The sequence below is a fragment of the Paractinoplanes bogorensis genome (genome assembly GCF_018829635.1).
Lineage (GTDB): Bacteria > Actinomycetota > Actinomycetes > Mycobacteriales > Micromonosporaceae > Actinoplanes > Actinoplanes bogorensis.
The window spans coordinates 118,048-142,537 of the sequence record NZ_JAHKKG010000017.1; the positions used below are offsets into that span (position 1 = coordinate 118,048).

General features: G+C 70.1%; 21 protein-coding genes. 10 read left to right on the forward strand and 11 right to left on the reverse strand.

Annotation, left to right across the window (positions count from 1 at the left end):
• Positions 1–106: 106 nt before the first annotated feature.
• Genes KOI35_RS41810 through KOI35_RS41820 form a run of 3 tightly spaced genes read right to left on the reverse strand, consistent with a single transcriptional unit; the run spans position 107 to position 3,040 of the window.
• On the reverse strand, positions 107–1,315 hold the full coding sequence (locus KOI35_RS41810; RefSeq protein WP_215795284.1) for a cation:proton antiporter: 1,209 nt from the start codon (positions 1,313–1,315) through the stop codon (positions 107–109).
• Positions 1,315–1,812, reverse strand: coding sequence for a cation:proton antiporter regulatory subunit (locus tag KOI35_RS41815; protein WP_215795285.1), 498 nt, complete (start codon positions 1,810–1,812; stop codon positions 1,315–1,317). Before KOI35_RS41815 ends, KOI35_RS41810 begins: the two co-directional genes overlap by 1 nt.
• Before the next feature lie 19 nt (positions 1,813–1,831).
• Positions 1,832–3,040 carry a sugar efflux transporter gene (locus KOI35_RS41820; RefSeq protein ID WP_215795286.1) on the reverse strand — a complete coding sequence of 403 codons (1,209 nt, stop codon included), beginning with the start codon at positions 3,038–3,040 and terminating at the stop codon, positions 1,832–1,834.
• Between the two features lie 180 nt (positions 3,041–3,220).
• Here KOI35_RS41820 and clpB point away from each other — a divergent pair, with 180 nt between their 5' ends.
• Complete coding sequence (clpB, locus tag KOI35_RS41825; RefSeq protein WP_215795287.1) at positions 3,221–5,806, forward strand: ATP-dependent chaperone ClpB; 2,586 nt, start codon at positions 3,221–3,223, stop codon at positions 5,804–5,806.
• 197 nt (positions 5,807–6,003) lie between these two features.
• Here the strand turns inward: clpB and KOI35_RS41830 are convergent, their stop codons facing one another.
• Positions 6,004–6,180: a hypothetical protein gene (locus KOI35_RS41830; protein ID WP_203376813.1), complete on the reverse strand. Its 177-nt coding sequence runs from the start codon at positions 6,178–6,180 to the stop codon at positions 6,004–6,006.
• A 346-nt stretch (positions 6,181–6,526) separates the two neighbouring features.
• Between KOI35_RS41830 and KOI35_RS41835 the strand changes: the two genes are divergently transcribed.
• The 5 genes from KOI35_RS41835 to KOI35_RS41855 all read left to right on the forward strand — a co-directional run bounded on the left by KOI35_RS41835 (position 6,527) and on the right by KOI35_RS41855 (position 11,027).
• Positions 6,527–7,405: a hypothetical protein gene (locus KOI35_RS41835; protein WP_308121384.1), complete on the forward strand. Its 879-nt coding sequence runs from the start codon at positions 6,527–6,529 to the stop codon at positions 7,403–7,405.
• A gap of 73 nt (positions 7,406–7,478) precedes the next feature.
• On the forward strand, positions 7,479–8,963 hold the full coding sequence (locus tag KOI35_RS41840; RefSeq protein WP_215795288.1) for a hypothetical protein: 1,485 nt from the start codon (positions 7,479–7,481) through the stop codon (positions 8,961–8,963).
• Between the two features lie 452 nt (positions 8,964–9,415).
• Complete coding sequence (locus tag KOI35_RS41845) at positions 9,416–9,811, forward strand: hypothetical protein (protein ID WP_215795289.1); 396 nt, start codon at positions 9,416–9,418, stop codon at positions 9,809–9,811.
• Between the two features lie 57 nt (positions 9,812–9,868).
• On the forward strand, positions 9,869–10,246 hold the full coding sequence (locus tag KOI35_RS41850) for an ArsR/SmtB family transcription factor (RefSeq protein WP_014440216.1): 378 nt from the start codon (positions 9,869–9,871) through the stop codon (positions 10,244–10,246).
• 106 nt (positions 10,247–10,352) lie between these two features.
• Positions 10,353–11,027, forward strand: coding sequence for a class II aldolase/adducin family protein (locus tag KOI35_RS41855; protein WP_215795290.1), 675 nt, complete (start codon positions 10,353–10,355; stop codon positions 11,025–11,027).
• 441 nt (positions 11,028–11,468) lie between these two features.
• Here the strand turns inward: KOI35_RS41855 and KOI35_RS41860 are convergent, their stop codons facing one another.
• The 5 genes from KOI35_RS41860 to KOI35_RS41880 all read right to left on the reverse strand — a co-directional run bounded on the left by KOI35_RS41860 (position 11,469) and on the right by KOI35_RS41880 (position 18,136).
• Positions 11,469–12,284: a DedA family protein gene (locus tag KOI35_RS41860; RefSeq protein ID WP_308121385.1), complete on the reverse strand. Its 816-nt coding sequence runs from the start codon at positions 12,282–12,284 to the stop codon at positions 11,469–11,471.
• A 212-nt stretch (positions 12,285–12,496) separates the two neighbouring features.
• Entirely contained in the window at positions 12,497–14,986 is a 2,490-nt protein-coding gene (locus KOI35_RS41865) for a polynucleotide kinase-phosphatase (RefSeq protein ID WP_215795291.1), read from the reverse strand.
• Entirely contained in the window at positions 14,983–16,356 is a 1,374-nt protein-coding gene (locus KOI35_RS41870; protein WP_215795292.1) for a 3' terminal RNA ribose 2'-O-methyltransferase Hen1, read from the reverse strand. The genes KOI35_RS41865 and KOI35_RS41870 overlap by 4 nt, the downstream gene beginning before the upstream one ends.
• 53 nt (positions 16,357–16,409) lie before the next feature.
• Positions 16,410–16,574, reverse strand: coding sequence for a hypothetical protein (locus KOI35_RS41875; protein WP_215795293.1), 165 nt, complete (start codon positions 16,572–16,574; stop codon positions 16,410–16,412).
• Positions 16,571–18,136, reverse strand: a complete 1,566-nt coding sequence (locus KOI35_RS41880; protein WP_215795294.1) for a hypothetical protein — start codon at positions 18,134–18,136, stop codon at positions 16,571–16,573. Before KOI35_RS41880 ends, KOI35_RS41875 begins: the two co-directional genes overlap by 4 nt.
• Before the next feature lie 171 nt (positions 18,137–18,307).
• Between KOI35_RS41880 and fbaA the strand changes: the two genes are divergently transcribed.
• Both fbaA and KOI35_RS41890 read left to right on the forward strand, forming a co-directional pair.
• Positions 18,308–19,333 (forward strand): class II fructose-bisphosphate aldolase, encoded by a 1,026-nt coding sequence (gene fbaA / locus KOI35_RS41885; protein WP_215795295.1) that lies wholly within the window; start codon positions 18,308–18,310, stop codon positions 19,331–19,333.
• A gap of 110 nt (positions 19,334–19,443) precedes the next feature.
• The gene (locus KOI35_RS41890; RefSeq protein WP_215795296.1) at positions 19,444–19,959 is read left to right on the forward strand and encodes a hypothetical protein; all 516 of its coding nucleotides are present in this window, start codon (positions 19,444–19,446) and stop codon (positions 19,957–19,959) included.
• Here KOI35_RS41890 and KOI35_RS41895 read toward each other — a convergent pair.
• Positions 19,921–21,156, reverse strand: coding sequence for an LOG family protein (locus KOI35_RS41895; protein WP_215795297.1), 1,236 nt, complete (start codon positions 21,154–21,156; stop codon positions 19,921–19,923). The genes KOI35_RS41890 and KOI35_RS41895 overlap by 39 nt on opposite strands.
• A gap of 19 nt (positions 21,157–21,175) precedes the next feature.
• Between KOI35_RS41895 and KOI35_RS41900 the strand changes: the two genes are divergently transcribed.
• Both KOI35_RS41900 and KOI35_RS41905 read left to right on the forward strand, forming a co-directional pair.
• Positions 21,176–22,165: an ADP-ribosylglycohydrolase family protein gene (locus KOI35_RS41900; RefSeq protein ID WP_308121386.1), complete on the forward strand. Its 990-nt coding sequence runs from the start codon at positions 21,176–21,178 to the stop codon at positions 22,163–22,165.
• Positions 22,166–22,243: 78 nt separating this feature from the next.
• Entirely contained in the window at positions 22,244–22,666 is a 423-nt protein-coding gene (locus KOI35_RS41905) for a DUF3151 domain-containing protein (RefSeq protein ID WP_215795299.1), read from the forward strand.
• Here the strand turns inward: KOI35_RS41905 and KOI35_RS41910 are convergent.
• The gene (locus KOI35_RS41910) at positions 22,663–24,471 is read right to left on the reverse strand and encodes a MinD/ParA family ATP-binding protein (RefSeq protein WP_215795356.1); all 1,809 of its coding nucleotides are present in this window, start codon (positions 24,469–24,471) and stop codon (positions 22,663–22,665) included. The two genes, KOI35_RS41905 and KOI35_RS41910, sit on opposite strands and share 4 nt — an antisense overlap.
• Positions 24,472–24,490 lie beyond the last annotated feature (19 nt).

Sequence of the window (24,490 nt, forward strand, 5' to 3'; positions counted from 1 at the left end):
TAACAGTCAGTTGTCGGGAGGGAACGGTAGCGCGAACTTGATGTCTGATGGAAGTCTCACGTTCGCCTCAAATGATACTGACCAGTAGCTTTGAGCTGCCTGAACGTCAGTCCTCGGCCGCGAGCGGACGTACCGGAGGGGTCGAAGGCTGCCGCCACCTGCGGATAAAGGTCTTGAACCACTCGTAGTCGGGCAGACGGGCCAGCATCGGACCGGACACCACCGTGATCAAGACGTAAGCAGTGGCGAGCGGGGCCAGGCCCGGCTCGACCCCGGAGGCGACGGCGAGCCCGGCGATGACGATCGAGAACTCGCCGCGTGGCATCAGGGCCAGCCCCGCGCGCAGCCGGCCGGGCAGGGCGATGCCGACCCGCTGGGCGGCCAGATAACCGGTCAGCACCTTGGTCAGCATCGTGATCACGGCCAGGCCCAGCGCCGGCAGCAGCACCGGAGGCATGTCGACCGGGTTGGTCGAAAGGCCGAAGAAGACGAAGAAGACCGCGGCGAACAGGTCCCGCAGCGGCGACAACATCTCGGTCGCGTGGTGTGCCACCGGTCCCGAGATCGCGATGCCGACCAGGAACGCGCCGACCGCGGCGGAGACGTTCAGCTCTTCGGCCACGCCGGCCACGAACAGGGTCAGGCCGAAGACGCCGAGCAACAGCGCCTCGGCGTCCCGGGCCGAGATCAGCGCGCTGATCTGGCGGCCGTAGCGGATCGCGACGACCAGCACGGCGAGCACGGTGACGACCGCGATGGCGAGTGCCTTGAGCCCGCCGATCAGGCCCACCCCGGCCAGCACAGCGGTGACCAGCGGCAGGTAGAAGGCCATGGCCAGGTCTTCGATGACCAGCACCGAGAGAATCACCGGCGTCTCGCGGTTACCGAGCCGGCCGAGGTCGCCCAGCACCTTGGCGATCACGCCCGAGGACGAGACCCAGGTGATGCCTGCCAGCACCAGCGCGGCCCGCCAGTCCCAGCCCATCAGAAAGGCAAAGGCAGCTCCCGGTACGGCGTTGAACAGCGCATCGATCACACCGGCGGGCGCGGCGGCGCGCAGGTTGCCGACGAGCTCGCCGGCCGAATATTCCAGGCCGAGCATGACCAGCAGCAGGATGACGCCGATGGAGGCGCCGATCTCGATGAACTCCTCGCTGGCCGAGAGCGGGATGAGGCCGCCGTGCCCGAACGCGAGCCCGGCCAGCAGGTAGAGCGGGATGGGCGACAATCCGATGCGACGACCGAGCCGGCCGAGCATTCCGAGCGCGAAGAGCAGTGCACCTACCTCGATAAGGAGGATGGTGGTGCCATGCATCAGTCGTCGGTCTCGCCGGCCAGGATGGCGGTCACGCCGTCCAGGCCCTGCCGGGTGCCGACCGCGACCACCACGTCGTTCGCCTCGAAGACGAAGTCGGGCCCGGGCGACGCGATGACCTCGCGGTCGCGCATGACCGCCACGATCGACGAGCTGGTGCGGGTGCGGGCCCGCGTGTCACCCAGTTGGCGGCCGACGAACGGTGAACCCGCGGGCAGCGCGATCTGCTCGGTGAGCAGCCCGCCCACCTGCTGCCGCAGACCGGCCAGCTGGCCCAGCATGAGCGAGGCGCCGAGCACGTCGGCCAAGGCCTCGGCCTCGTCATCGGTCAGCGGGATCGAGGCCAGGCACGAATCCGGGTCGTCGACGTCGTAGAGCACCAGGTCACGGCGGCCGTTGCGATGCGAGACGACCCCGACCGTACGCCCCGACGACGTGACCAGATCATGGCGAACGCCGATACCCGGCAGCGGAGTCTGTTCCACCCGTACACGCACGATCCCACCGTAACCCGATCTAGGTGTTCTGACCCGTGCGGTTGGGGACGCGGCGGTTCCGGGCGGCCAGGATCAAGAGCAGACCCAGGACACAAAGACCGAGGTTCAGCCCGTACGCGAGACGGAAGCCGAACTGCTGCGCCAGGCCGAACGCCGGAGCGGCCAGGATCTGACCGATCGGGAACGTGTTGGTGACCAGCGTCGTGGCCCGTCCGGGGTGGCCCGGCAGCAGATCCTGCATGTAGGAGATGCTCAGCCCGCCGAACGCCGCGATGAAGGTGGCACTGAGCAACTGGGCCGCGGCCAGCACCCAGATCGAGCCGGCCACGAGCGCGATGCCCTGATAGCCGATCGCGCAGACCACCCCGAACAGAATCAGGGCGCGCAGCGGTACGCGGGTGGAGAGCGCCCCGAAGCCGAGCATCAGCGGGATCTCGATGGCGGCGCAGAGCCCGAGGATCAGGCCGGCGTCGCGCACCGAGCCGCCCAGCTCGCGGCTGACGAAGAGCGGCATCGCCTGGACGTTCAGGGTCATCGCCGTCTGGACCACGGTGAAACCGGCGATGAGCAGCAGAATCGTCCACCGGCCGGCCTCCGGCGCGTCGGCCTCGACCGGCTCGGCGTGACCGGCCGGACGACCGACCTCGGGCAGGAAGCGCAGCACGATGAGCGCGACGGCCACATACATGATCGCGGCCAGCCCGTACGTGTACGCGAAGCCGCGCTCGGCCAACAGCAGAGCAGCCAGCGGCGGCCCGGCCACCCAGGCGACCGAGAAGAGAGTGCGCAACGAGCTGATGCCCATGGCCGCGCGCTTGGGGTCGCCGCGTTGGAGCACCTGACGGGCGTACGCGAAAGTCTGTGGGAAGAGGGTCCCGGCCAGGGCGGTCAGGGTGATTGTGAGCGCGAACAGCACCCAGTAGTCGCGGACGAACGCGGTGGCCGCCATGCCCGCGGCTCCGGCCAGGGCGCCGGCGATGAGCAACCGGCGGCGGATCGGGCGACGGTCCGAGAGCCGGCCGACCGCCCACGACACGGCGACGCCGGACAGCGGGGCGACCACCAGGAAGACCGTGGTCTTGACCGGGCCCGCATGGATGGCGTCGCTCAGGAAGAGCGCCAGGTAGGGCCCGACGAACGAGGTCGAGATGCCGACCGCGACGAAGATGAGGGCGAGCGGAAGCAGACGCCTCGAAATGCGATCGGGCGCCGCGGGTGGTGCGGCCATGATTCGCTACGTTACGGCGCTCGTCGCGGTCCCTGATCCGTTCGGTGGTGACCGTCACTGACGCTTCACTCCCACGCGTTGTCGCTATGGCGTGGCGGGCATAGAGTTGAGTTGAGTACGCTCAAGTCTGTGCTTGACGCGCTCACCGACTGACTACGTGATTTCCGATCAGGGGAGCACATGAACGCCGAACGCCTGACCACCAAGAGCCGCGATGTCATCACGGGGGCGGTCGCCGACGCCGGTCGGCGCGGTCACGCCACTGTCGAGCCGTGGCACATGCTGCTTTCACTGCTGGACACCGGCGGCTCCACGGCCCCGGCCCTGCTGCGCGCGGTGGGGGCCAACCCGGCCGACGTACGCCGGGTCGCGCTGCGCGCCGTCGAGCAGATTCCCTCGGCCCGGGGCGCCAGCACCGCCGAGCCCAGCCTTTCCCGCGAGTTCGTGAACGCGATCGGCGAGTCCGAGCTGATCGCCCAGCCGCTCGGCGACGAATACATCTCGACCGAGCACCTGCTGGCCGGCCTGGCCCGGGTCGGCGGAGCCGTCGGCCGCGCGCTCAAGGACGTCGGCGCCACCGAGGAAGCCCTGGTCGCCGCGTTCCCGCAGGTGCGTGGGGGCGAGCGTCGGGTCACCAACGCCGACCCCGAGCAGACGTACAAGGCGCTCGAGAAATACAGCGTCGACCTGACCGCGCTGGCCCAGGACGGCAAGATCGACCCGGTCATCGGCCGCGACGCCGAGATCCGCCGCGTCGTGCAAGTTCTTTCCCGCCGTACGAAGAACAATCCCGTGCTCATCGGTGAGCCGGGTGTCGGCAAGACGGCGATCGTCGAGGGACTGGCCCAGCGGATCATCGCCGGCGACGTGCCCGAGACCCTGCGCGACAAGAAGCTGGTCTCGCTCGACCTCGGGGCGATGGTGGCCGGCGCGCAGTACCGCGGCCAGTTCGAAGAGCGGCTCAAGAGCGTGCTCGAAGAGATCCGCAACTCCAACGGCCAGGTCGTCACGTTCCTCGACGAGCTGCACACGGTCGTCGGGGCCGGCAAGGGCGAGGGCTCGATGGACGCCGGCAACATGCTCAAGCCGATGCTGGCCCGCGGTGAGCTGCGGATGGTCGGCGCGACCACCCTCGACGAATACCGCGAGCACATCGAGAAGGACCCGGCCCTCGAGCGCCGGTTCCAGCCGGTCGTGGTCGGTGAGCCGACGGTCGAAGACACGATCGGCATCCTGCGCGGGCTCAAGGGCCGCTACGAGGCGCACCACCGGGTGCAGATCACCGACGCCGCCCTGGTCGCGGCGGCCTCGCTGTCCGACCGCTACATCAGCGACCGGTTCCTGCCCGACAAGGCGATCGACCTGATCGACGAGGCCGCGTCCCGCCTGCGCATGGAGATCGACTCCCGGCCGGTCGAGCTCGACCAGCTGCAGCGGCAGGTCGACCGGATGCGGGTCGAGAAGCTGGCGCTGGAGAAGGAGACCGACCCGGCCTCCCGTGACCGGCTCGCCCGGCTCGAGTTCGACCTGGCCAACCGCGAGGAGGAGCTGACCGCCCTCAACGCCCGGTGGGAGCGCGAGCGCGGCGGCCTCAACCGGGTCGGCGAGCTCAAGAAGCGGCTCGACGAGGCCAAGGCGTCGCAGGAGCGGGCCCAGCGCGACGGCGACCTGCTCGAGGCGTCCCGGCTGCTTTACGAGGTCATCCCCGCCCTCGAGCGCGAGATGCAGCTGGCCTCGGACGCCGAGGAGGAGCGGATCGAGCCGCTCATGGTCAAGGAGGAGGTCGGTGCGGACGACATCGCCGAGGTGATCTCGTCGTGGACCGGCATCCCGGCCGGCCGGATGATGGAGGGCGAGACCGCCAAGCTGCTGCGCATGGAGGAATCCCTGCGCGAAAAGGTGGTCGGCCAGGCCGAGGCGGTGGCCGCGGTGGCCGGCGCGGTGCGGCGGGCCCGGGCCGGGATCGCCGACCCCGACCGTCCGACCGGCAGCTTCCTGTTCCTCGGCCCCACCGGCGTCGGCAAGACCGAGCTGGCCAAGGCGCTGGCCGGGTTCCTGTTCGACGACGAGCGGGCGATGGTCCGCATCGACATGAGCGAGTACGGCGAGAAGCACTCGGTCGCCCGGCTCGTCGGTGCCCCGCCCGGATACGTCGGCTACGAGGAGGGTGGGCAGCTCACCGAGGCGGTGCGCCGCCGCCCGTACAGCGTCGTGCTGCTCGACGAGGTGGAGAAGGCCCACCCCGACGTGTTCGACGTGCTGCTGCAGGTGCTCGACGACGGGCGGCTGACCGACGGTCAGGGCCGCACGGTCGACTTCCGCAACGCGATCCTGGTGCTCACCTCGAACCTGGGCTCGCAGGCGGCCGACATCACCATGGGCGACGAGGAGCGGCGAGACGAGGTGCTGGCCGTGGTGCGCGGGCACTTCAAGCCCGAGTTCCTCAACCGGCTCGACGACATCGTGGTGTTCCACGCGCTCAACCGGGACGACCTGGCGGCGATCGTCGACATCCAGCTCTCCCGGCTGCGGACCCGGCTCGCCGAACGGCGGCTCACGCTCGAGGTGAGCGGGTCGGCGATCGACTGGCTGGGCGAGCACGGGTACGACCCGATCTATGGCGCCCGGCCGCTGCGGCGGCTGGTGCAGTCGACGATCGGGGACGCGCTGGCCAAGGCGCTGCTGGCGGGCGAGATCCGGGACGGCGACACGGTCGTGGTCGAACTGGGTGAGGGCAAGGACGGGCTCTCGGTGTCGCGCGGGTGAGCCTTCCCAGGCGGCTGAGTGTCTGCGCACGCTTGCGCTTCTCGCGCGGCTGAGTGTCTGCGCACGCTTGCGCTTCTCGCGCGGCTGAGTGTCTACGCACGCTTGCGTTTCTCGCGCGGCTGAGCCCGTACGGGAAAAGGCCCCGGGTTTGATCTTTCGATCTTGCCCGGGGCCCCTCGCGTGTTCAGTTGTCAGATTTAGTTGGTGGCCGGCCTCTGCCGGTAGGCCTGGGTCATCAGGACGTCGGTGACGACCTGCTCGCCCTCGTCGGACCAGATGCGGATGCCGTCGCGGTGGAGCTGATATCGGACGTCTTTGAATCGGGTCCTCGTGTCGTCATGGTGAACGACGGTCAGAGTGTCGGCGTGGGGCATGGGACTCACCGGTCCTTAACAGGTCTGGGGCCGCCGCGGTGTGTTCACGCGGCCGGCGTAACGGGACTCTTGCCCGGCTGTGACGGTCTGCCTCGGCCTCATGGGTGGGCGGGCGACTCGTCATGCGGGCACGGGACACCGCGGGAGCGCTCTGCTGCCGCGTCGGTGTCACGGATGGAAGTGTAGGGATCGCCATCGACCCGTGTCGCCCCCTGAACGAGCGACCTATTTACGGATATTTCGGGCATCGTCGCCCGATGTTCCCATAGAACGGCAGGGTCTGCGGCTCGGTCGCGGATATGGCGGCCGCCCGATACCGTGAGTGGATCACGACTTTGGGGGCATTGTGACCTATCCGAGCTACCCACCGGCGCCGCAGACGCGCCCGGCTGTGGTGAGCGTCGCGTCCTACCTGCTTTACGCCGTGGCCGTGATCCAGGTGATCAACGCGATCCTGACGTTCTCCATCTCCTCCGACCTCTCGGCCGCCGTCCGCGACGCGTACGCGGGCACCGAGGCCGAGGGCGCCGACTCGATCGTGAGCATCGCCTTCATCGGCGGTGCAGTGATCAACCTGCTGCTCGGGGTCGGGTTCGCCGTGCTGGGCTACTTCGACAGCCGCGGCAAGAACGCGGCCCGCATCGTCACCTGGGTGATCGGCGGCATCTCGCTCTGCTGCCTGGGGATCAACCTGGGCGGCACGGCGCTGGTCGGCGGGGTCAACGGCGGCAGCACGACGAGCGGCGCCCCCTCGTCGGACGAGGTGGAGCGGCGGATCAACGAGGCGATGCCGTCCTGGTTCACGCCCGCGACCACGACGCTGGCGGCCGTCGGGCTGATCGCCATCCTGGCCGCGGTGATCCTGCTGGCGTTGCCCGCGTCGAACGACTTCTTCCGGAAGCCGGCCGCGGCGGGTGCCTGGGATCCGTCGATGCCCTACCCGGGTCCCTATTCGGGTCAGCAGCCCCCATACCCGGGTCAGCAGCCCCCATACCCGGGTCAGCAGCCTCCCTATCCGGGGCAGCAGCAGCCTCCGTATCCGAGCTATGGCCCCGGGACCCAGGGGCAGCCGGGTCAGCCTGCGCCCGGGTTGCCGCCCTATCCGGGGTCCACGCCGCCGGCCTCCAACCCGTTCGCGCCGCCGGGATCGACGCCGCCGCCCGGGTCGCAGCCGCCGCCGTCGTCCGGTGAACAGCCTCCGCGGCCGCCCACCGACCCGGCCTGACCGGGTTCGTACCCCGTTCGCCGTTGCGCCCGGGTAGGTTCGGGGCGCAACGGATCACCGCGGGGAGTCGTCGATGTCGTACCCAGTCCAGCCGCAGCCGCTCGCGCCCGCACCCTCGGGCCGGCCGCCGACGGTGACCTTCGCCGCCGGTCTGCTCTGGCTCATGGCCGGAGTCGGGCTGATCTACGCCATCGCGACGCTGGCCATCGTGCCCGGCACGATCAGCCGGTTCCGCGACGTCACCGGCGGGCCGCTGCAGCAGTTCGGGAGCGGCACCGACCCGGAGTACTACGTGGCGGTGGTCTGGCTGGGGGCGGCGATCGCGCTGGCCCTGGCCGTGATCGCGTTCGCGCTGTTCGTGGTGATCGGCCTGTCGCTGCGGCGGGGCAGCAACGCCGCCCGGGTCGCGACCCTGGTGGTGTGCGTCCTCGGCATCGTGGGCGGGGCGGCCGGCGTGCTGACCGTGGCCGCCCAGCGCAGCGGCGAATCGGCCCCGCTGTCGTTGGGCGGGCAGCTGTCCGACGCCTATCCGGGCGGCTGGATCGGTGCCAACGCTGGGCTGTCGATCGCCCAGATCCTCGGCTACGTGCTGGTCGGCATCCTCGTGATGACGGCGCCGCGGGCCTTCTTCCGCCGTACGCCCGCGACGTCGGGCGCACCGATGCCGGGTCCCGGGATGCCTGGGGTGCCGATGCCTGGGGTGCCGACGTCGGGCGCGGGCATGCCGGGAGCGATGATGCCCGGGGCCGGGATGCCGGTGGCCCAGGCGCCGGGTGTGGCAGTGGGCTATCCGGGCGGCGCCTATCCGGCCGGCCCGGGATATCAGTCCGGCCCGGGTTATTCGTCCGGCGCGGGTTATCCGGCGGGTCCCGGCTATCCAGCTCCTGGCGCGGCCTACCCGTCGCCCTACGGCTCGCCTGCCCAGCCCATGCCGGGTCAGCCTGCCCCGGGTCAGCCCGCGCCGGGTCCGTCACCCTACGCCCGCCCCGACGGCCATGACTCGGGCTTCACCGCGCCGGCCTTCGTCCCCACGCCGTCGACCACGCAGCACCCGCCGGCCGACCCTGACTCGCCGTACGCCCGGCCCACGGCCGCCGAGTCGCCTGCTGCTTCGGGTGGGTCGCCGTCTGTGGCTTTCGGGCAGCCCGCTGTGGACCCGAGTTCGTCGCCTGCGGCCGCCGGGCCGGTTCAGCCCGCTGCTTCGGACGCCTCGCCGTCCGCCGCTTTCGAGCGGTCGCGACCCGTCGTGGAGCCGGGCTCGTCGCTCGGGGCCGCCGAGTCGGTTCAGCCTGCTGCTTCGGGTGGGTCGCCGTCTGTGGCTTTCGGGCAGCCCGCTGTGGAGCCGAGTCCGTCGCCTGCGGCCGCTGAGCCGGTTCAGCCCGCTGCTTCGGACGCCTCGCCGTCCGCCGCTTTCGAGCAGTCGCGGCCCGTCGTGGAGCCGAGCCCCTCGACCCCGCCGCCCGCGGGCGCCGAGTCGAGCCCGTCCAGCGTGCCGCCGGCCGCTGTGGAGTCGAGCCCGGTGAGCCCGGCCGACAACCCACCCCCGCCGTCGTCCTGAGGGGCCGGGGCCGGATGATGAGTTCCGGTCACGTCCTCTTCCGGTTGTTACCGACCGGTTACCCCCTCAATTTGATGGAGTGACCCCTCATATTGATGGGTATGGGTCACCCGAACGGGTAACTTTGCGCTCCGGCTTCGTCCCTCAATCGGCTGTCCGGATAGCGCGCCGGGGGCCGGTCGGAGGGGGTTTTTCGCTGGATGGGTAAACGTCGGATCGCACGATTCACAGGAGCTTCTCAGCACCCCGAGCGGGTGATCTGTCGGGCGATCGTCATGTGACGCGCGGCATAGGAGCTTTGAGCTGCATCGATGTTCTCCGCAACGGGCGAAAGGGACCGCCGGATCTGTAAGGTTTCCTTTTAGATCGACCCAATGCCGTGCGTCAATAGTTACGTTCCGCACCGCCGGGGCGAAAGGTTCCAGTTTCGTTCCAGCCAGTACGCTCGATACATGCAAGCACGCCACGACCTGCGTAAATTCATCACTGAATTGTCCGTCGCGCAGCGTGGCGCCGTGCTTTCATCGGGTCGTGAACTTCCGGTGCCGGGCCGCCTGGTCCGGGAGGTCGCGCAAGGTGGCGAGATGACGGTCGTCCGGGCTGGTGCGGGCCGGGGCGAAACGGATCGGCGACCCGTAAAGGATCGAGGAATTGACAATGTGGGGCGTCTCACTCCCGGGGCGGGGAGCGAGACCTCGACACGGAAGAGCAGCGACCAGACGGCGGCTGAGGCGTTGCAGGAGGCAGAGACCGAAGTCGGTACGACGGTTTCGGTGCGTTCGGGGGCTCGGGTTGCCGGGCAGTCCCGACCGGCCGACCCGGTGATCGACGTCGGCCTTACGGCCTGAAAGTTAGCCGGTTCGTTCCTGCTCACATGCAGGAGAATCGATGCAGTTGGTGGAAGGATGGAGATCGTGGGAACTGCGTTGGCGGAAATGACAATGCCTCAGATCTCGCCGCTTGCCGGCGAGCCAATTGAACGTGCCGACGCCGAGCGGCTGGCGGGTGTGCTTAAGGCCCTCGCCGACCCGGCACGGCTGCGGCTTCTCAGCCTCATTCAGTCCGCAACGGACGGCGAGGCCTGCGTGTGCGACCTGACCGCTCCGCTCGGACTGTCGCAGCCGACCGTTAGTCATCACCTGCGGATCCTGACCGAGGCGGGACTGCTCGAGCGGGAGAAGAGGGGCGTCTGGGCGTACTACCGCCTGGTGCCCACCGCAATCGCGACCATCGCCGACCTCCTGACCCCGCCTCGCAAGCGGGCTACGAAGAAGGCGCGCTGACCGCACCGTAGGGAACGCCTGGCGTCACCGGCATCACGTGGGGCGTGACGCCAGGCACATGACCTTTTCGCCTGCAGTTCCACCCCCAGGACCTTCAGGAGTACAGGTGAACTACGTCCACGGCGATCTGCGCGACCAGCTCGCGTTCGTGGGTTTCGACGTGGTCCAGGCCGGTCTCGTCGCCGGTTCCGGTGGAAACCTTTCCGCCCGGATCCCGGACGAGGATGCCATCTGGGTCACCGGAAGCGGTTCATGGCTGGGCCGGCTGAGCCGGACCACCTTCGCCGCCGTCCAGGTTTCCGACGGCTCGCCCGCGGTGGTCGGCAGTGTGCCGCCACCCGCGATCGAGCCGACCAGTGAGCTCGCGCTGCACCTGGCGTTGTATCGGGCCCGCCCCGACGTCAACGCCATCATCCACCTGCATCCGCAGACCGCACTGCTGCTCGATGCGTTGGGTGAGCACATCCGGATCGTCACCACCGACCACGCGTTCTATCTGCGTCGTGTGTCGACGGTGCCGTTCCGGCTGCCCGGCACGACCGAGTTGGCGGCTCTCACCGCTGCCATGGCCGCCGACGGCACCGACTGTCTGGTTCTGAGCCAGCACGGTTGTGTCGTCATGGGCGACTCGATCGAGCTGGCGCACAAGCGGGCCCGCAACCTCGAGGAAGCCGCGGAGATCACCTATCGGGCGCTGTGTGCCGGTCGCCTGGAAAACCTCCGGGACTGTCCCGAGGAATTCATCGACCGTCTGCACGGCTCCACCGCGGTAACCGTCTGAACCAGCACCACCAAAGCAGGACCCCGGCTGCTCGACGCCCCGCCCCCGACGGGCGCGAGCGGGCCATCCCCACCAACGGCCTCCGAATCGAGGCTCACAAAACAGCAGCGCCCGGCCGACCATGAGGTCAGCCGGGCGCTTTGCGTCGTGGTCACAACGTCTGACGCCCGGGGCTCGTGGCACCGGGGTGTGCGTTGCGGTCGCAAGGTCTGACGCTCGTGGCACCGGGGCGTGGGTCGTGGTCGCAAGGTCTGACGCCCGGGTCTCGTGGCACCGGGGCTTGGGTCGTGGTCGCAAGGTTTGACGCCCGGGTCTCGTGGCACCGGGGCGTGGGTCGCGGTCACAACGTTTGACGCTCGTGGCATCCGGGCGTGCGTCGCGGCCCGTACGACCGACGCCCGGCGCCAATGGCACCGGGCGTCAGGAGAAGCGAGGAAAGGTTCAGTGGCGGCGGTGCGACCGCGGGGTGCGGTCGTCGTCATCGTCTTCGTGGCGGGCGGCCTCGACCAGCCCGGCGATGCTCGCGGCGGCCACCACGCCGATCGCGGCCGACGGCTCCGGCTCGGCGGCCGGGCCGGCCTTCTTCTTGTGCCGGCGCTCGCGCAGCACCTCGATGATGATCGGCAGCAGCGAGATCAGCACGATCAGCGCGACCACCGGCAGGATGTAGCGGTCGATGTGGTCACCGATGGCGTCGTAGATCTGCTGGGCCAGCACGCGCCCGATGATGATGATGCCGTCGGTCCAGAGGATCGCGCCGACCACGTTCCACAGGAAGAACGTGCGCGCCGGCATGCCGAGCGTGCCCGCCACCGGGTTGAGGAACGTGCGCACGATCGGGATGAAGCGCGCCAGCACGACGGCCTTGGCCGGGCCGAACTTCTCGAAGTAGTACTCCGCCTTTTCGACGTACTCCTTCTTGAAGAGCTTCGACTCCGGCTTGTCGAACATGCGCGTGCCGTAGCGCGCGCCCAGCCAGTGGCCGAGCTGGGCGCCCACGATCGCGCAGATCGGGGCGCCGATCAGCAGGCCCACGAAGGAGAGCTGGGTGCCCGATCCGAAGATCGAGTCGGCCACCGGCGAGGCGGCGACGCCGGCCAGGAACAGCAGCGAGTCGCCGGGGAAGAAGAACCCGACCAGCAGGCCCGTCTCGGCGAACATGATCACCCAGACCCCGATGAGGCCGAAGGTGTGCAGCAGATCCTTCGGATCCATGGGGTTGAAGGCGAGCGTCTCGCCCAGAGCGCGGATGTCCACGGGGAGTCAGAGTACTGCTAGTTTCCTACGCCTTTCGTGTCCAGTTGCTGTGCGGAATCTTTCTGACTTCTTCAGCAGGTCAGGGCCGTCCGTTCGTGCGGCCCGCCGGGTCCGAACGGCTGTGGACGCGCCGGGGCCGTACGAAAACCGACGCGGCGGGCCGCACGAAAGACGACGCGGCGGGCGGACGCAAGGACGCAGAACGAGCAGGGTCAGAGGCGCGGGTCGACCGGCTCCGACTCGGTGGCCAGGATCGCGAACACCAGCTCGTGGAGGCGCCACAGCGGCGCCCCCTCGGCCAGCCGGTCGAGCGCGGCCAGCCCCATCCCGTGCTCACGCAGCGCCATGTTCCGCTTACGCCCGAGGTTGCGCCGGCGCAGGCGGTCGAGCTGCTCGGGCCGGGTGTACTCGGGGCCGTAGATGATCCGTAGGTATTCGCGGCCCCGGCACTTCACCCCGGGCTGGATCAGGCGCCCCTTGGCATCGGTCGCCTTGAGCCCGCTCCACGGCTTGACCACCATGCCCTCGCCGCCGGTCGCGGTCAGCTCGAGCCACCACTCGGTCGCCGCGGCCTCGGACGCCGGGTCGTCAAGGTCGACGATCATGCGGCGGGTCGGGGTGAACAGCGACGGATCGGTCTCGACCAGCCGATCGGCCAGGGCCAGATGCCAGCCGTGGTCACGGTCGGCGTAGGAGACCCCGGCTCCGGCCAGCACGGCGAACGGCGCCAGCGTGATCCCGTCGAGCCCGTCGGTCGGCTTCACGTAGGACCGGTAGGCCGCCGAGTAGCCGTCGATCTCGGCCGACCGCAGCGCGAGCCGGTCACGCAGCGCCGTCACGTCGAGCCCGCGCGCGGCGACCTGGTCGACCACCCCGAGCGCGGCCGGGAGCGCGGCTCGTCCGGCCGCGCCCACCCCGGCGTACCGGTCGCGGATCAGGCCCGCCGCCTTGGCCGACCAGGGCAGCAGCTCGGAGTCGATCAGCAGCCAGTCGGTCGAGAGCTCGTCGAACAGGCCGGTGCAGGCCGCGCGGACCCGGGCGAGGAGCGGCTCGTCGAGTTCGGGTCCGAAGAACGGCCTTCCCGTACGCGTCCAGACCGCGTCCCCTTCGCCGGAGCGGGACACCCGCACGACCGCCCGCGAGCCCATGTGCTTCTCTTCGCACACCACCCGCGGGACACCGGCCGAGCGCAGGTCGTCGAACGCCGTCGCCGGGTGCTCGAGATAGCCGTCGAGCGTCGACGTCGAGCACGGCGCCATCGTCGGCGGCAGCCAGACCAGGGTGGCCGGGTCGAGGGCGAAGCGGCTCATCACCTCGAGCGCGGCCGCCGAGTTCTCGGCCGGGATCAGCGCCTTTCCGTAGCCGTAGTCGAGGTGGCGGCGACCGGTGACGTCGGTGATGTCGAGGCCGACGTCGGGCCGCGTGTTCGTGATCAGAGGACGCACCGGCGCGTAGTACTCCTGGGCGGCCGGCACCGCCACCAGCTCACGCGACGGCCAGCGCAGCGCGGTCAGCGATCCGCCGAACACGCATGCGGTGTCGAGACAGATCGTGTTGTTGATCCATTCCGGCTTGGGTGTCGGTACGTGCCCGTAGACGACGGCGGCCGACCCGCGGTAGTCCCGGGCCCACGGGTAGCGCACCGGCAGGCCGTACTCGTCGGTCTCGCCAGTGGTCTCGCCGTAGAGCGCGAAGCTGCGCACCCGTCCCGAAGCCCGGCCGTGGTACGCCTCCTTGAGCCCGGCGTGTGCCACCACGAGTCGACCCTCGTCGAGCACGTAGTGGCTGATCAGCCCCTCGATGAAGGTCTTGACCGACTCGGTGAAGGCCGGCGTCTCGAGGTCGAGCTGCGCGAGGGTCTCGGGCAGCCCGTGGGTCAGCTGGACGTTGCGCCCGTTGAGCTTGCGGGCCAGCTTCTGCTCGTGGTTGCCGCTGACGCACATCGCGTGGCCGGCCTCGACCATGCCCATCACCAGGCGCAGCACGCCGGGCGAGTCGGGCCCACGGTCGACCAGGTCACCCACGAAGATCGCGGTGCGGCCGTCGGGGTGCACGGCGTCGATCGGCCGGCGGTCGGGGTCGCGGACCAGGGCGTAGCCCAGCCGCTCGAGCAGGATCTCGAGCTCGGCCCGGCAGCCGTGCACGTCGCCGATGATGTCGAACGGGCCGGTCAGGTCGCGCCGGTCGTTGAACAGCTTCTCGTAGCGGATCTCGGCCGCCGCGATCGCCTCCACGCCACGCAGAACGTGCACCTTGCGGAAGCCCTCGCGGGCCAGCGAGCCGATGGACCGGCGCAGGTCACGGCTCATCCGGGTGAGCACCGGACGCCCGAAGTCACGGTCGGGGCGGGCCTGGGTGCGTTCCCAGGCCAGCGGCTCGGGCACGTCGAGGACGATCGCGACCGGCAGCACGTCGTGCTCGCGGGCGACCCGGACCAGTTCGGCCCGGCCGTGCTGCTGCAGGTTGGTCGCGTCGACCACGGTGAGACGGCCCGCGGCGAGGCGCTTGCCCGCGATGTAGTGCAGCGTGTCGAAGGCGTCGGCCGAGGCGGACAGGTCGTTCTCGTCGTCGGCGATGAGGCCCCGGAAGAAATCGGACGACAGCACCTGCGTGGACTTGAAGTGCGTACGGGCAAAGGTGGATTTGCCGGACCCGGAGATGCCGACCAGGGCAACCAGGGAGAGCTCGGGGATGTCGATCATGCGGTCACCTCCGGGGTGGTCGTGAAGAGGGCGAGCTGGGTGGGTGAGCCGGTGGCCTCGTCGGCGTCACCGACACCACGGAGGTCGACGGTGTAGCCGTACTCGGACGCGACCCGGGTGGCCCAGGCGGCGAACTCGGCCCGGGTCCACTCGAAGCGGTGGTCCGAATGACGCATGCCGGTCAGACCCTCGTAGTTGACGTTGTATTCGACGTTGGGCGTGGTCACCACGACCGAAGCCGGGTGGGCGTGACCGAACACGGTCGCCTCTAGCGCGGGCAGCCGGGGCGGGTCGACGTGCTCGATGACCTCCATGAGGACGGCGGCGTCGAAGCCCTGCAGCCGGTCGTCGCGGTAGGTGAGCGCCGACTGCCACAGCTTGAGCCGGTCGCGCTGCCGCTCGGGAAGACGGTCGAGCCGCAGCTTGCGGGCCGCGATCTCGAGCGCCCGGGCGGACACGTCGGTGCCGACGATCTCGGTGTAGCGCCGATCCTTGAGCAGGGCCGCGAGCAGGGCACCGCCACCGCAGCCGAGGTCGAGCACGCGGGTCGCGCCGGCCTCGGTCAGCGCGGCCAGCACGGCGTCGCGTCGCTGCTCGGCGAGCGACTGCTTGCGTACGACGGGAAGCTCGGCCTCCTCCTCGGCCGGCGGCTCCTCGGCCTCCTCGCCCTCGAGCTGCTGCAGCGCGGTCGTCGCCAGGGCCCGCTTGTGGGCCAGGTAGCGGCGGGCGATCAGCACCTTCTCGGGGTGACCGGCCAGCCAGCCGGCTCCGGAGCGCAGCAGCTTGTCGATCTCGTCCGGCGCCACCCAGTAGTGCTTGGCGTCGTCGAGCACGGGCAGCAGGACGTACAGGTGGTTGAGGGCCGCGGAGAGGGTGCGCGAGCCGGTCAGCGTGAGGTCGACGTAGCGGCTCTCGCCCCCGAGCTCGGGCTCGATCGGGATCGGGGTGGCCGCGACCGACCAGCCGAGCGGCTCGAACAGGCGGGTCGCCAGCTCGGCCGAACCGCGCAGGACCGGCACCCGGATCTCCAGCGGCAGGGCCACCCCGACCAGCTCGGGCCGATCCTTGGAGGCGCCACGCAGCGCACTGCGGAACACCTTGGCCAGAGCGCTCGCGAGCAGGCTGGACGCGGCGTAGGGCCGGTCGTTGACGAACTGGCTCAGCTCGAACGCGTCCCGCCGGCCCCGTAGCCGCTGAGGGTCGACGTCGAGCAGGAGCGCGGCCGTACACCTCTCGTCGGTCGCTTCGGGGTACATCACGAACGCGGTGCCGGTGGGCACGTCGAACGAGTGGATCCGGTCAGGATGCTTGACCAGCAGGTAACCGAGGTCGGTGGCCGGCCGGTGCGTGGTCGTCACGGTGAGCAGCACGTCATCGATGATGGGCGTTCAACGCGATCTTGGTCGACCCATTTGCCGGTCGGTCAGCGGTATTCGTCCTCGCCCGGCACGATCTCGCTGCGGTCCTGCGCGTCCCATTCCGGTGTCTCGACGCTCAGCTCAGTGGGAGGAGGCGCAACGTCCTCGATCTCGGGGAACGCGTAGGCGTCGTCCTCGACGGGCGCTTCCAGGTCTTGCGGATATGTCATCGGGCTTGTCCTTCCAGAGGCGATCCGGCCGAACTTGCCCCCTCAGCATGCGCGCAAACCGCTCGCCGGGTACGCCGTAACGCCAGCACGAGACCGGCCGTGACCAGCGCGAGCCCGGCCAGGGCGGTCCACGCCGCCCGCGGGCCGGTGATCGGCAGGGCGACGCAGGTGGCGCCGGCCACCGTCACCGAGAGCGTGGCGGTGTGCTTGGTGCGCGGGTTGTAGTCGGCCGTGACCAGACGGTCGGGCACCGAGACCTTGCCGGGGTCTCCGCAGCCGTCGGTGACCTCGGCCGCGAACGCGAAGGTGGCCCGCTGGCCGGGGCCGAGGTCGCGCTGCAGCGAGCAGTAGTACACGTCGTCCGAGTCGGACACACAGTCGTCGGAACCCGCGCTCGTCACGTTGGCCGGAAGCCGCACGGCGACGGGAAGGGCGTTGTTGGTGAACAGGGTGGGGCGCAGGGTGCCCGGGCCGAAGTTCATCAGCCCCGGCGAGAGCTGCAGCTCGCTGCCGACGGCCGACTCCCGGGCGCTGCCGATCGCGGAGAGGACGGGGAAGCCCTTACCCGCGACGGTGAATTTGGTGACGGCGTAGTTGTTCTCCGGGTTCACGTCGGCCTGGGGCGGCTCGGCCTGGGCGGAGGCGACCGGAGTGAGGGTGAGCGGGGCGCCGGTGCCGGGGGTGCCGATCTGGTCGCCGAGACTCTCGTCCTCCCATTCATCCTTGGTGGCCCAGCCGTGGATGACCTCGGTCGCGCTGCCGGGAACGGTGTCGGCCGGCGACCGCAGGAGCAGCGGCCTGGCCAGCGCGTAGGTGCGCCCGGCGGCCAGCGCGGTGTCGAAGGTGCAGATCATGACCAGGCCGTACCGGCAGTTCCGGTAGGACGTCGGGGCCAGCAGCCGGGCATCGGCGTCGATGAACAGGGTGACGCCGGTTGCGGTTGTGGCGCTGTTGTTGCGTACGGCGGGAACGACTTTGACTGTCTTTCCCGGCGCCGCCTTGACCTTGGGCGTCTGGCCGGCCACGAGATCGACCCCCACGCCGACCTGCACGATCGAGGTCGACGTGCCGATCGGCCCGTCGCCGAGACGCGCGGTCACCGTCACCTCAGCGCTGTCCCCGGTCTTGGCGGCGGCCGTGGGCTTGACCAGGAGCACGGCGGCCACGTCGACCGACTTGGCCGCGTTGTAGGACGTTGTCCAGGAACAGGCGAATTTCGTTCCCGTACGCACGCAGGGCGACGGCGGTCGAGGCGGCGCCGACGGCACACCGGCCACTACGAGCTCGATGGTGTTGCTGTTCACCATCGAGACGAGGTCGGTCTCGGTGAACGCGGCCGCGGCGCCGAGTTCGACGGTCACTTCGAGACGCTGATCGGCGTAGGGCTCGACGTTGTCCGTGTGCACCCAGAGCAGCGATCCTCGTTCGGGGCCGCCCGGGGCCAGCGTGACCCGCGAGAGGCGTGGTTCCGCGGTGGCTGTCGTGGCGGCCGCCGCCGCGGGGTGCAGCGGCAGCAGGACCAGAAGCAGCGAGACCGCCAGGACACGCGAAACCAATGACATGGTCGGAGCGTAAATCGCCCTCTATGTCCTATGAGCCGGATTCCCTGGTTAGTTACGGGGTCATTTCTCATCGCCGGAACGGCTACGGAATACTTGCCAGCTGGAGGACAGCGCGGTCCTGCCCTCTGAATCCGGCAGTCGAAAGCCCAGCAACGAGCAAGGAGCGCACCGATGCCCATCGCTTCTCCCGAGGTCTACGCCGAGATGCTGGACCGCGCCAAGTCGGGCGCGTTCGCCTACCCGGCGATCAACGTGACGTCCTCGCAGACCCTCAACGCGGCCCTCCAGGGCTTCCAGGAGGCCGGCAGCGACGGCATCGTCCAGATCTCCACCGGTGGCGCCGAGTACGCGTCCGGCCCGACGATCAAGAACATGATCACCGGCGCCGTCGCGCTGGCCGAGTACGCCACCGAGGTCGCCAAGAACTACTCGGTCAACATCGCGCTGCACACCGACCACTGCCCCAAGAACAAGCTCGACGCGTATGTGCGTCCGCTGCTCGCGATCAGCAAGGAGCGGGTGGCCAACGGCCAGGCGCCGCTGTTCCAGTCGCACATGTGGGACGGCTCGGCCGTGCCGGTCGACGAGAACCTGCAGATCGCCGAGGAGCTGCTCGCCCTGTCGGCGGCGGCCCACATCATCCTCGAGATCGAGGTCGGCGTGGTCGGCGGCGAAGAGGACGGCGTCTCCGCCGCGATCGACGACAAGCTCTACTCGACCGTCGAAGACGGCCTGGCCACCGCCGCCGCCCTGGGCCTGGGTGAGAAGGGCCGCTACATGACGGCCCTGACCTTCGGCAACGTGCACGGCGTCTATAAGCCGGGCAACGTCAAGCTGCGCCCCGAGATCCTCAAGGAGATCCAGGACGCGGTCGGCGCCAAGTACGGCAAGGAGAAGCCGTTCGACCTGGTCTTCCACGGTGGTTCGGGCTCGCTGCTGTCCGAGATCCACGGCGCCCTGGACTACGGCGTGGTCAAGATGAACATCGACACCGACACGCAGTACGCGTTCACCCGCCCGGTGGTCGACCACGTGATGAAGAACTACGACGGCGTCCTCAAGATCGACGGCGAGGTCGGCAACAAGAAGGCGTACGACCCGCGCGCCTGGGGCAAGCTGGCCGAGGCCGGTCTGGCCCAGCGCGTCGTCGAGGCGTGCGAGAACCTCCGCTCGACCGGGACCACTCTCTCGAAGTAATCACTTCGTGACGGCCGGTCCCCAACTGGGGGGATCGGCCGTCTTCGTCTTGCCGGGTTACTCAGAGGTATGTATACGATCGATCCTTCCCCCGGGAGGAGGATCACGAAGTGCTCGGCATCGATGGTTATGAACCCGACTGGCACCATGATGCCGACGCGCTCGCGGCCGTCCACCGCACCCGCTTTGTGCGGCTCATCGGGCGGAAACTGCGATCGAGCTGGCTGATGTGGGACATGGCCGAGCGCGGCTGGTTCGCCGACGGCCCGGTGATCCTCGACTTTGGAACCACGCACGTCGAGATTACTCATCGTAAGTTCGACGAGTGCGCGATCACCTGGGACAAGATCGACCTCAACGTCCCGATCGACTGGTACGAGCACTTCGACTGGCGCCCCGATCCGATCGCGGCGCTGCGGCACGCCCGCGGCACCGTCCTGCGCGCGGTCAACATCATCGAGCTGGTCACGGTGGCCGAGTGGCGGCCCCGGGTGCTGCACGCGGTCGAGTTCCTCTTCGACGGGGCACGCCTCGCGGTCTACAACGCGATGGACGAGAACGGCATCACCGACGTGCCCGAGACCGACCTACCCGTGACCAACTGGCGGCGCGTGCATGTCGCCTGACCCTTTCGCCAAGGCCGCCATCGCTTCGTCGATCGAGTCGGTGACCACGACCAGGTTCGACTGATCCCCGTACGGGCTGCGGGCCAGCAACGGCCGCAGCAGCTCCTCGACCGGCAGCGCGCGCCAGTGGTCGACGCCGAGGAAGACGAACGCGCCGGACGGCCCGTCGGTCTGGTAGAAGGTCTTCGTCGCGGCCTGGAAGATCTCCTGCACCGTGCCGGCCCAGCCGGGCGCGAAGACGATGCCGCCCCGCGAGAGTCGCAGGATCGAATCCTCGCGGACCGCGTTCGAGAAGTACTTGCCGATCTGACCGGCGAACAAGTTAGCCGGCTCATGACCGTAGAGCCAGGTCGGAAGGGCCAGGCCACCGTGGCGAAGCCGCCCGACCACGTCGGTCACGGCCGTCGCCGGAGCGGGGAACGAAGTCCGTACGGCCAGAGCGGCCGCCGTGTAGGGCTCGTGATCGGCGAAGTGCGGCGCGACCGAGAGCATCTTGATCGCCTCGTGCAGCTGGGTCGCCGGGCGGGTCGCGAAATAGGCGCCGAGGTTCGCCGCCTCCATCACACCCGGACCGCCGCCGGTCACCACCAGCCGCCCGATCGAGGCGAGCCGCCAGGCCAGGATGGCCGCCATCTCGTACGCCGCCGAGCCGCGCGGCGCGGCATGCCCGCCCATGATGCCGACCGCCCCGGCCCGGCCGCGCGCGTCCACCCAGGCCGCCAGCGCCTTGCCGAGCGCGTTGTCGATGCCCGCGTCGTGCAGCCGCTGCGCGATCGCCTCGCGGATGTCCGGCGCCGCGCCGCCGTGCGCCACGAAGTGGTCGTAGACCGTCGTGTCGAACATGCCGGCGAAGCCGTCGGCGGCGAACCCGTAGGACAGATCCTCCGGTGTGTAGAGCATGGCCGGATGCGTCGGATAGGGCCGCGCGTCGAACGGCGGGATCACGTGCGCCCCGCGGCGGATGAGATCGATCACGACGTCGTCACCGGCCAGCCGGCAGCCCACGAAGATCGCGCCGCGGACGTCGACGTCGTGCAGATCGGGCGGGTCGAGGTCGAGCCGCAGCCCGAGAATGACCAGGTCGGCCAGCGACTTGTCGGCGAGATGGTGGTCGAGCTCGGCGCGCGACTCGATCTCGGAGGCGGTGGCGTCGAACGGGAGGCCACCGAACACGGGCAGCAAAGGGTCGCCGGGCATGACACGTAGGGTAGCCAGGGTGCAAAACGTTGCGGGATCGCTCTACGGACTGGCCTACGGGGACGCGCTGGGCAAGCCGACCGAGTTCCAGACCTACGAAACCATCGTCGCCACCTACGGGCCCGACGGCCCCCGGGAGCTGACCGGCCGCCCGGCCCTGGTCACCGACGACACCCAGATGGCGCTCGCGGTCGGCGAGGCGATGCTGGCCGCGCCCGCGATCACCCCGTCGGTGCTGGAACCACTGCTGCGCCGGGCGTTCCTCGAGTGGGCGGCGAGCCCGGACAACAACCGCGCGCCCGGCAACACCTGCCTGCAGGCGTGTGCCGCCCTGCACGACGGGCGGCCGTGGCAGCAGGCGACGGTGGCCCGGTCCAAGGGGTGCGGGGCCAACATGCGGGTCACCCCGGTCGGGCTGCACCCCGACCTCGACGAGGACCAGCGCGCCGGATTGGCTCAGCTGCAGGCCGGCCTGACCCACGGGCATCCGACCGGACTGGCCGCGAGCGAGCTGACCGCGTACGCGTGCCGGTGGCTGGCCAGCGGTCTGGCTCCCGGTGACCTCCTCGAGGCGTTGCGCGAGCGCAGCGACAGCCAGCGCAAGATCTACCGCGAGGAGTGGCTGGGCGACCTGTGGACCCGCTACCCGTCCACCTCACCCGAAGAGTTCATTGCGCTGGGCTGGGACGAGACCGCGGCCGCTCTCGACCGGGTGCGCGACGCGCTCGCGGCCGGCGACTACACCGGCGACCCGTGCCGGGCCACCGGTGCGGGCTGGATCGCCGAGGAGGCGCTGGCGACCGCGCTGTACTGCTATCTGATCTCGCCCGACGAGCCGGTGGCGGTGCTCGGCCGGGGCGCGGCCTCGTCCGGCGACTCCGATTCGATCGCCTGCCTGGCCGGGGCGTTCGCGGGCGCCTCGCTCGGTCTGAGCGCGTGGCCGGCGGCGTGGCAGCAGCAGATCGAGTACACCGATCGGCTGGCCCGGATCGCCCGGTCGTGGGAATGACGAGAACGGCGGGAAAATCCTGGGTGATCTCTGCCGCCCCGCCGGAATGCTTCGCCGACGGGCCGGTTGAATAAGGTCATGCAGAACCTGCTTCCCGAGCCCCCGGCCACCCGGCTCCCCGCCGACGTCGAGGCCGACAAGGCCCTCGCCGACGCCCTGGCGAGCGGCACCACCGTGGCCATCAAGACCGTCGCGGCGGCCCACCCGGCATACAGCGGCGGCTGGGCGGCCCTCGCGGCCGACGCCCTCGACGCCGACGAGCCGGTCACCGCTTACGCGTACGCCCGCACCGGATATCACCGCGGCCTCGACGCGCTGCGGCGCAACGGCTGGAAGGGGCACGGCCCGATCCCGTGGTCGCACGCGCCCAACCAGGGGTTCCTGCGGTGTCTGCACTCGCTGTCGCAGGCTGCGGCCGAGATCGGCGAGGCCGACGAGGCCGCCCGCTGCGCCCAGTTCCTGCGTGACTCCGACCCGGCCGCGGCCGACGCTCTGACCTAGAGACCTTCCGCTACGGCCGCCGCGATCTTGAGCCACGCGTCTTTGGTGTTGCTGGACAGGTGGCCGTAGCGGATGGGCTCACCCGAGTCGATGAGCTTTTCGTACGGGGCCAGCAGAACTGCCCGCGTACGGGCGGCGAAGTGTCTCTGGATGGCCGGCAGGTCGATGTCCTTGCGGGTCGGGGGCATCGACACGACGCTGACGGCCTGCCGGACCAGGCGCTGGCGGCCGCTCTGCTCGAGGTGGTCGAGCATGCGGGCGGCCGTCTCGGCCGAGTCGTTACGGGCCGACATCGTGATCACCAGCTGGTCGGTGGCGTCCATGGCCGCCTGCCAGTTCTGCGCCCGTACGTTGTTGCCGGTGTCGACGAAGATCAACTTGTAGAAGCGGCTCACGATCTCGCGGATCTCACCGAACGCGTCAGCCGTGAGCATCTCGCCCGCGGTGGCCGACTCGTCGGACGCGAGCACGTCGAACATGCCCTCGCCCTGCGCCCGTACGTACTGCGACAGGTCACCGACCCGACCGTGGGAACCACGAAAGAGGTGCAGGTCGCGCATCATGTCGCGCACCGTGCGGGCGTGGAAATCCTGCTGGGCGCGCATGCCGAGGGTGCCCTGGGTCTCGTTGTTGTCCCAGGCCAGCACGTAGCCGCCGCGCTTCTGCCCGAACGTCATGGCCAGCAGCAGCACGGCCACGGTCTTGCCGGCGCCGCCCTTGGGGTTGACGACGGTGACCTGCCGCAGCCCGCCGAAGTTGCGGCGGACCATCTCGACGTCCTGTTTGTACTCCTGCTCGCGCTTGCCCGGAGCCAGCTTGACCAGGCCCATCGTGCCCTTGCGGAGCATCGCCCGTGGGCCCTGGGTGGCCACCGGGTCGGCCGGCTTGGCCATCCGGCGGCGGGCGAACTCCTCGGCCGTCGGGGTGCCGTCGGAGACCCACGGCAGATCTTGGAACGGATCGGTCGACGGGGATGGCGGTACGGGCTGAGCCGGGGCGGGTGGATGCTGCATCGCCCGCGGATCCATGGTCGGCGGATAAGGGCCGGGCATCTGCCGCGGTGGCGCCTGCGGGGGATAGGGCTGTTGCGGCGGGGCCTGCTGCGGCGGCGCCTGCTGCGGGGGATAAGGCTGCTGCGGTACGGCGGCCGCGCCGTGTGCATTCGGCGGCGGCGGAGTGGCCGGGCGGTAGACCGAACCGTTGGCCTGGCCCTCGTCGGCGGACTGTTCCGGCGCTCTCGGTTCCGGCCGCTGGACGGGCACGGCGGCCGATGCTGACGCGGGCGGAGCCGGCTCGGGCCGATGCGGGGCCTGTTCGGGCCGTGGGGAGGCCTGCTCGGGCCGTGGGGAGGCCTGCTCGGGCGCCGGGGCCGGCCGATGCGGCGGCTGTGACCAGGGCGAGTCGGGCGAACTGTGCACACCGGACCCAGACTCGGCGGCCTCCGGGGAGACGGGTGCGGCGGCCGGCGGCTCGGCCGGTCGTTCCAGATTGGGCCAGGCCTGAGTGGGTGGCGGCGCCGTGTCGTTGTGGGCCGGCCGCGGCGCGGGCACCTGGATGTGGGCCGGCGGCGGAATGGGCACCGCATGCGGCGGCGGCACCGGAATCCGCTCACCCGGCCGATAGACCCCGGGACCAGCACCGGGCGGCAGTGGCACCGGTGGCGGCGCCTCATGGGGAACCGGCCGCCCGTGCACCGGCGCTTCCATCTCCTCCGGCTCCCAGAACGGTTCGACGTCACGATCGGGAGGTGCGGGGTTGCTGGACGTGCCTGGGACGTAGACGCGGTCGGCGTCCTCGTCCTCCACCGATGCCACTGGTGCGACC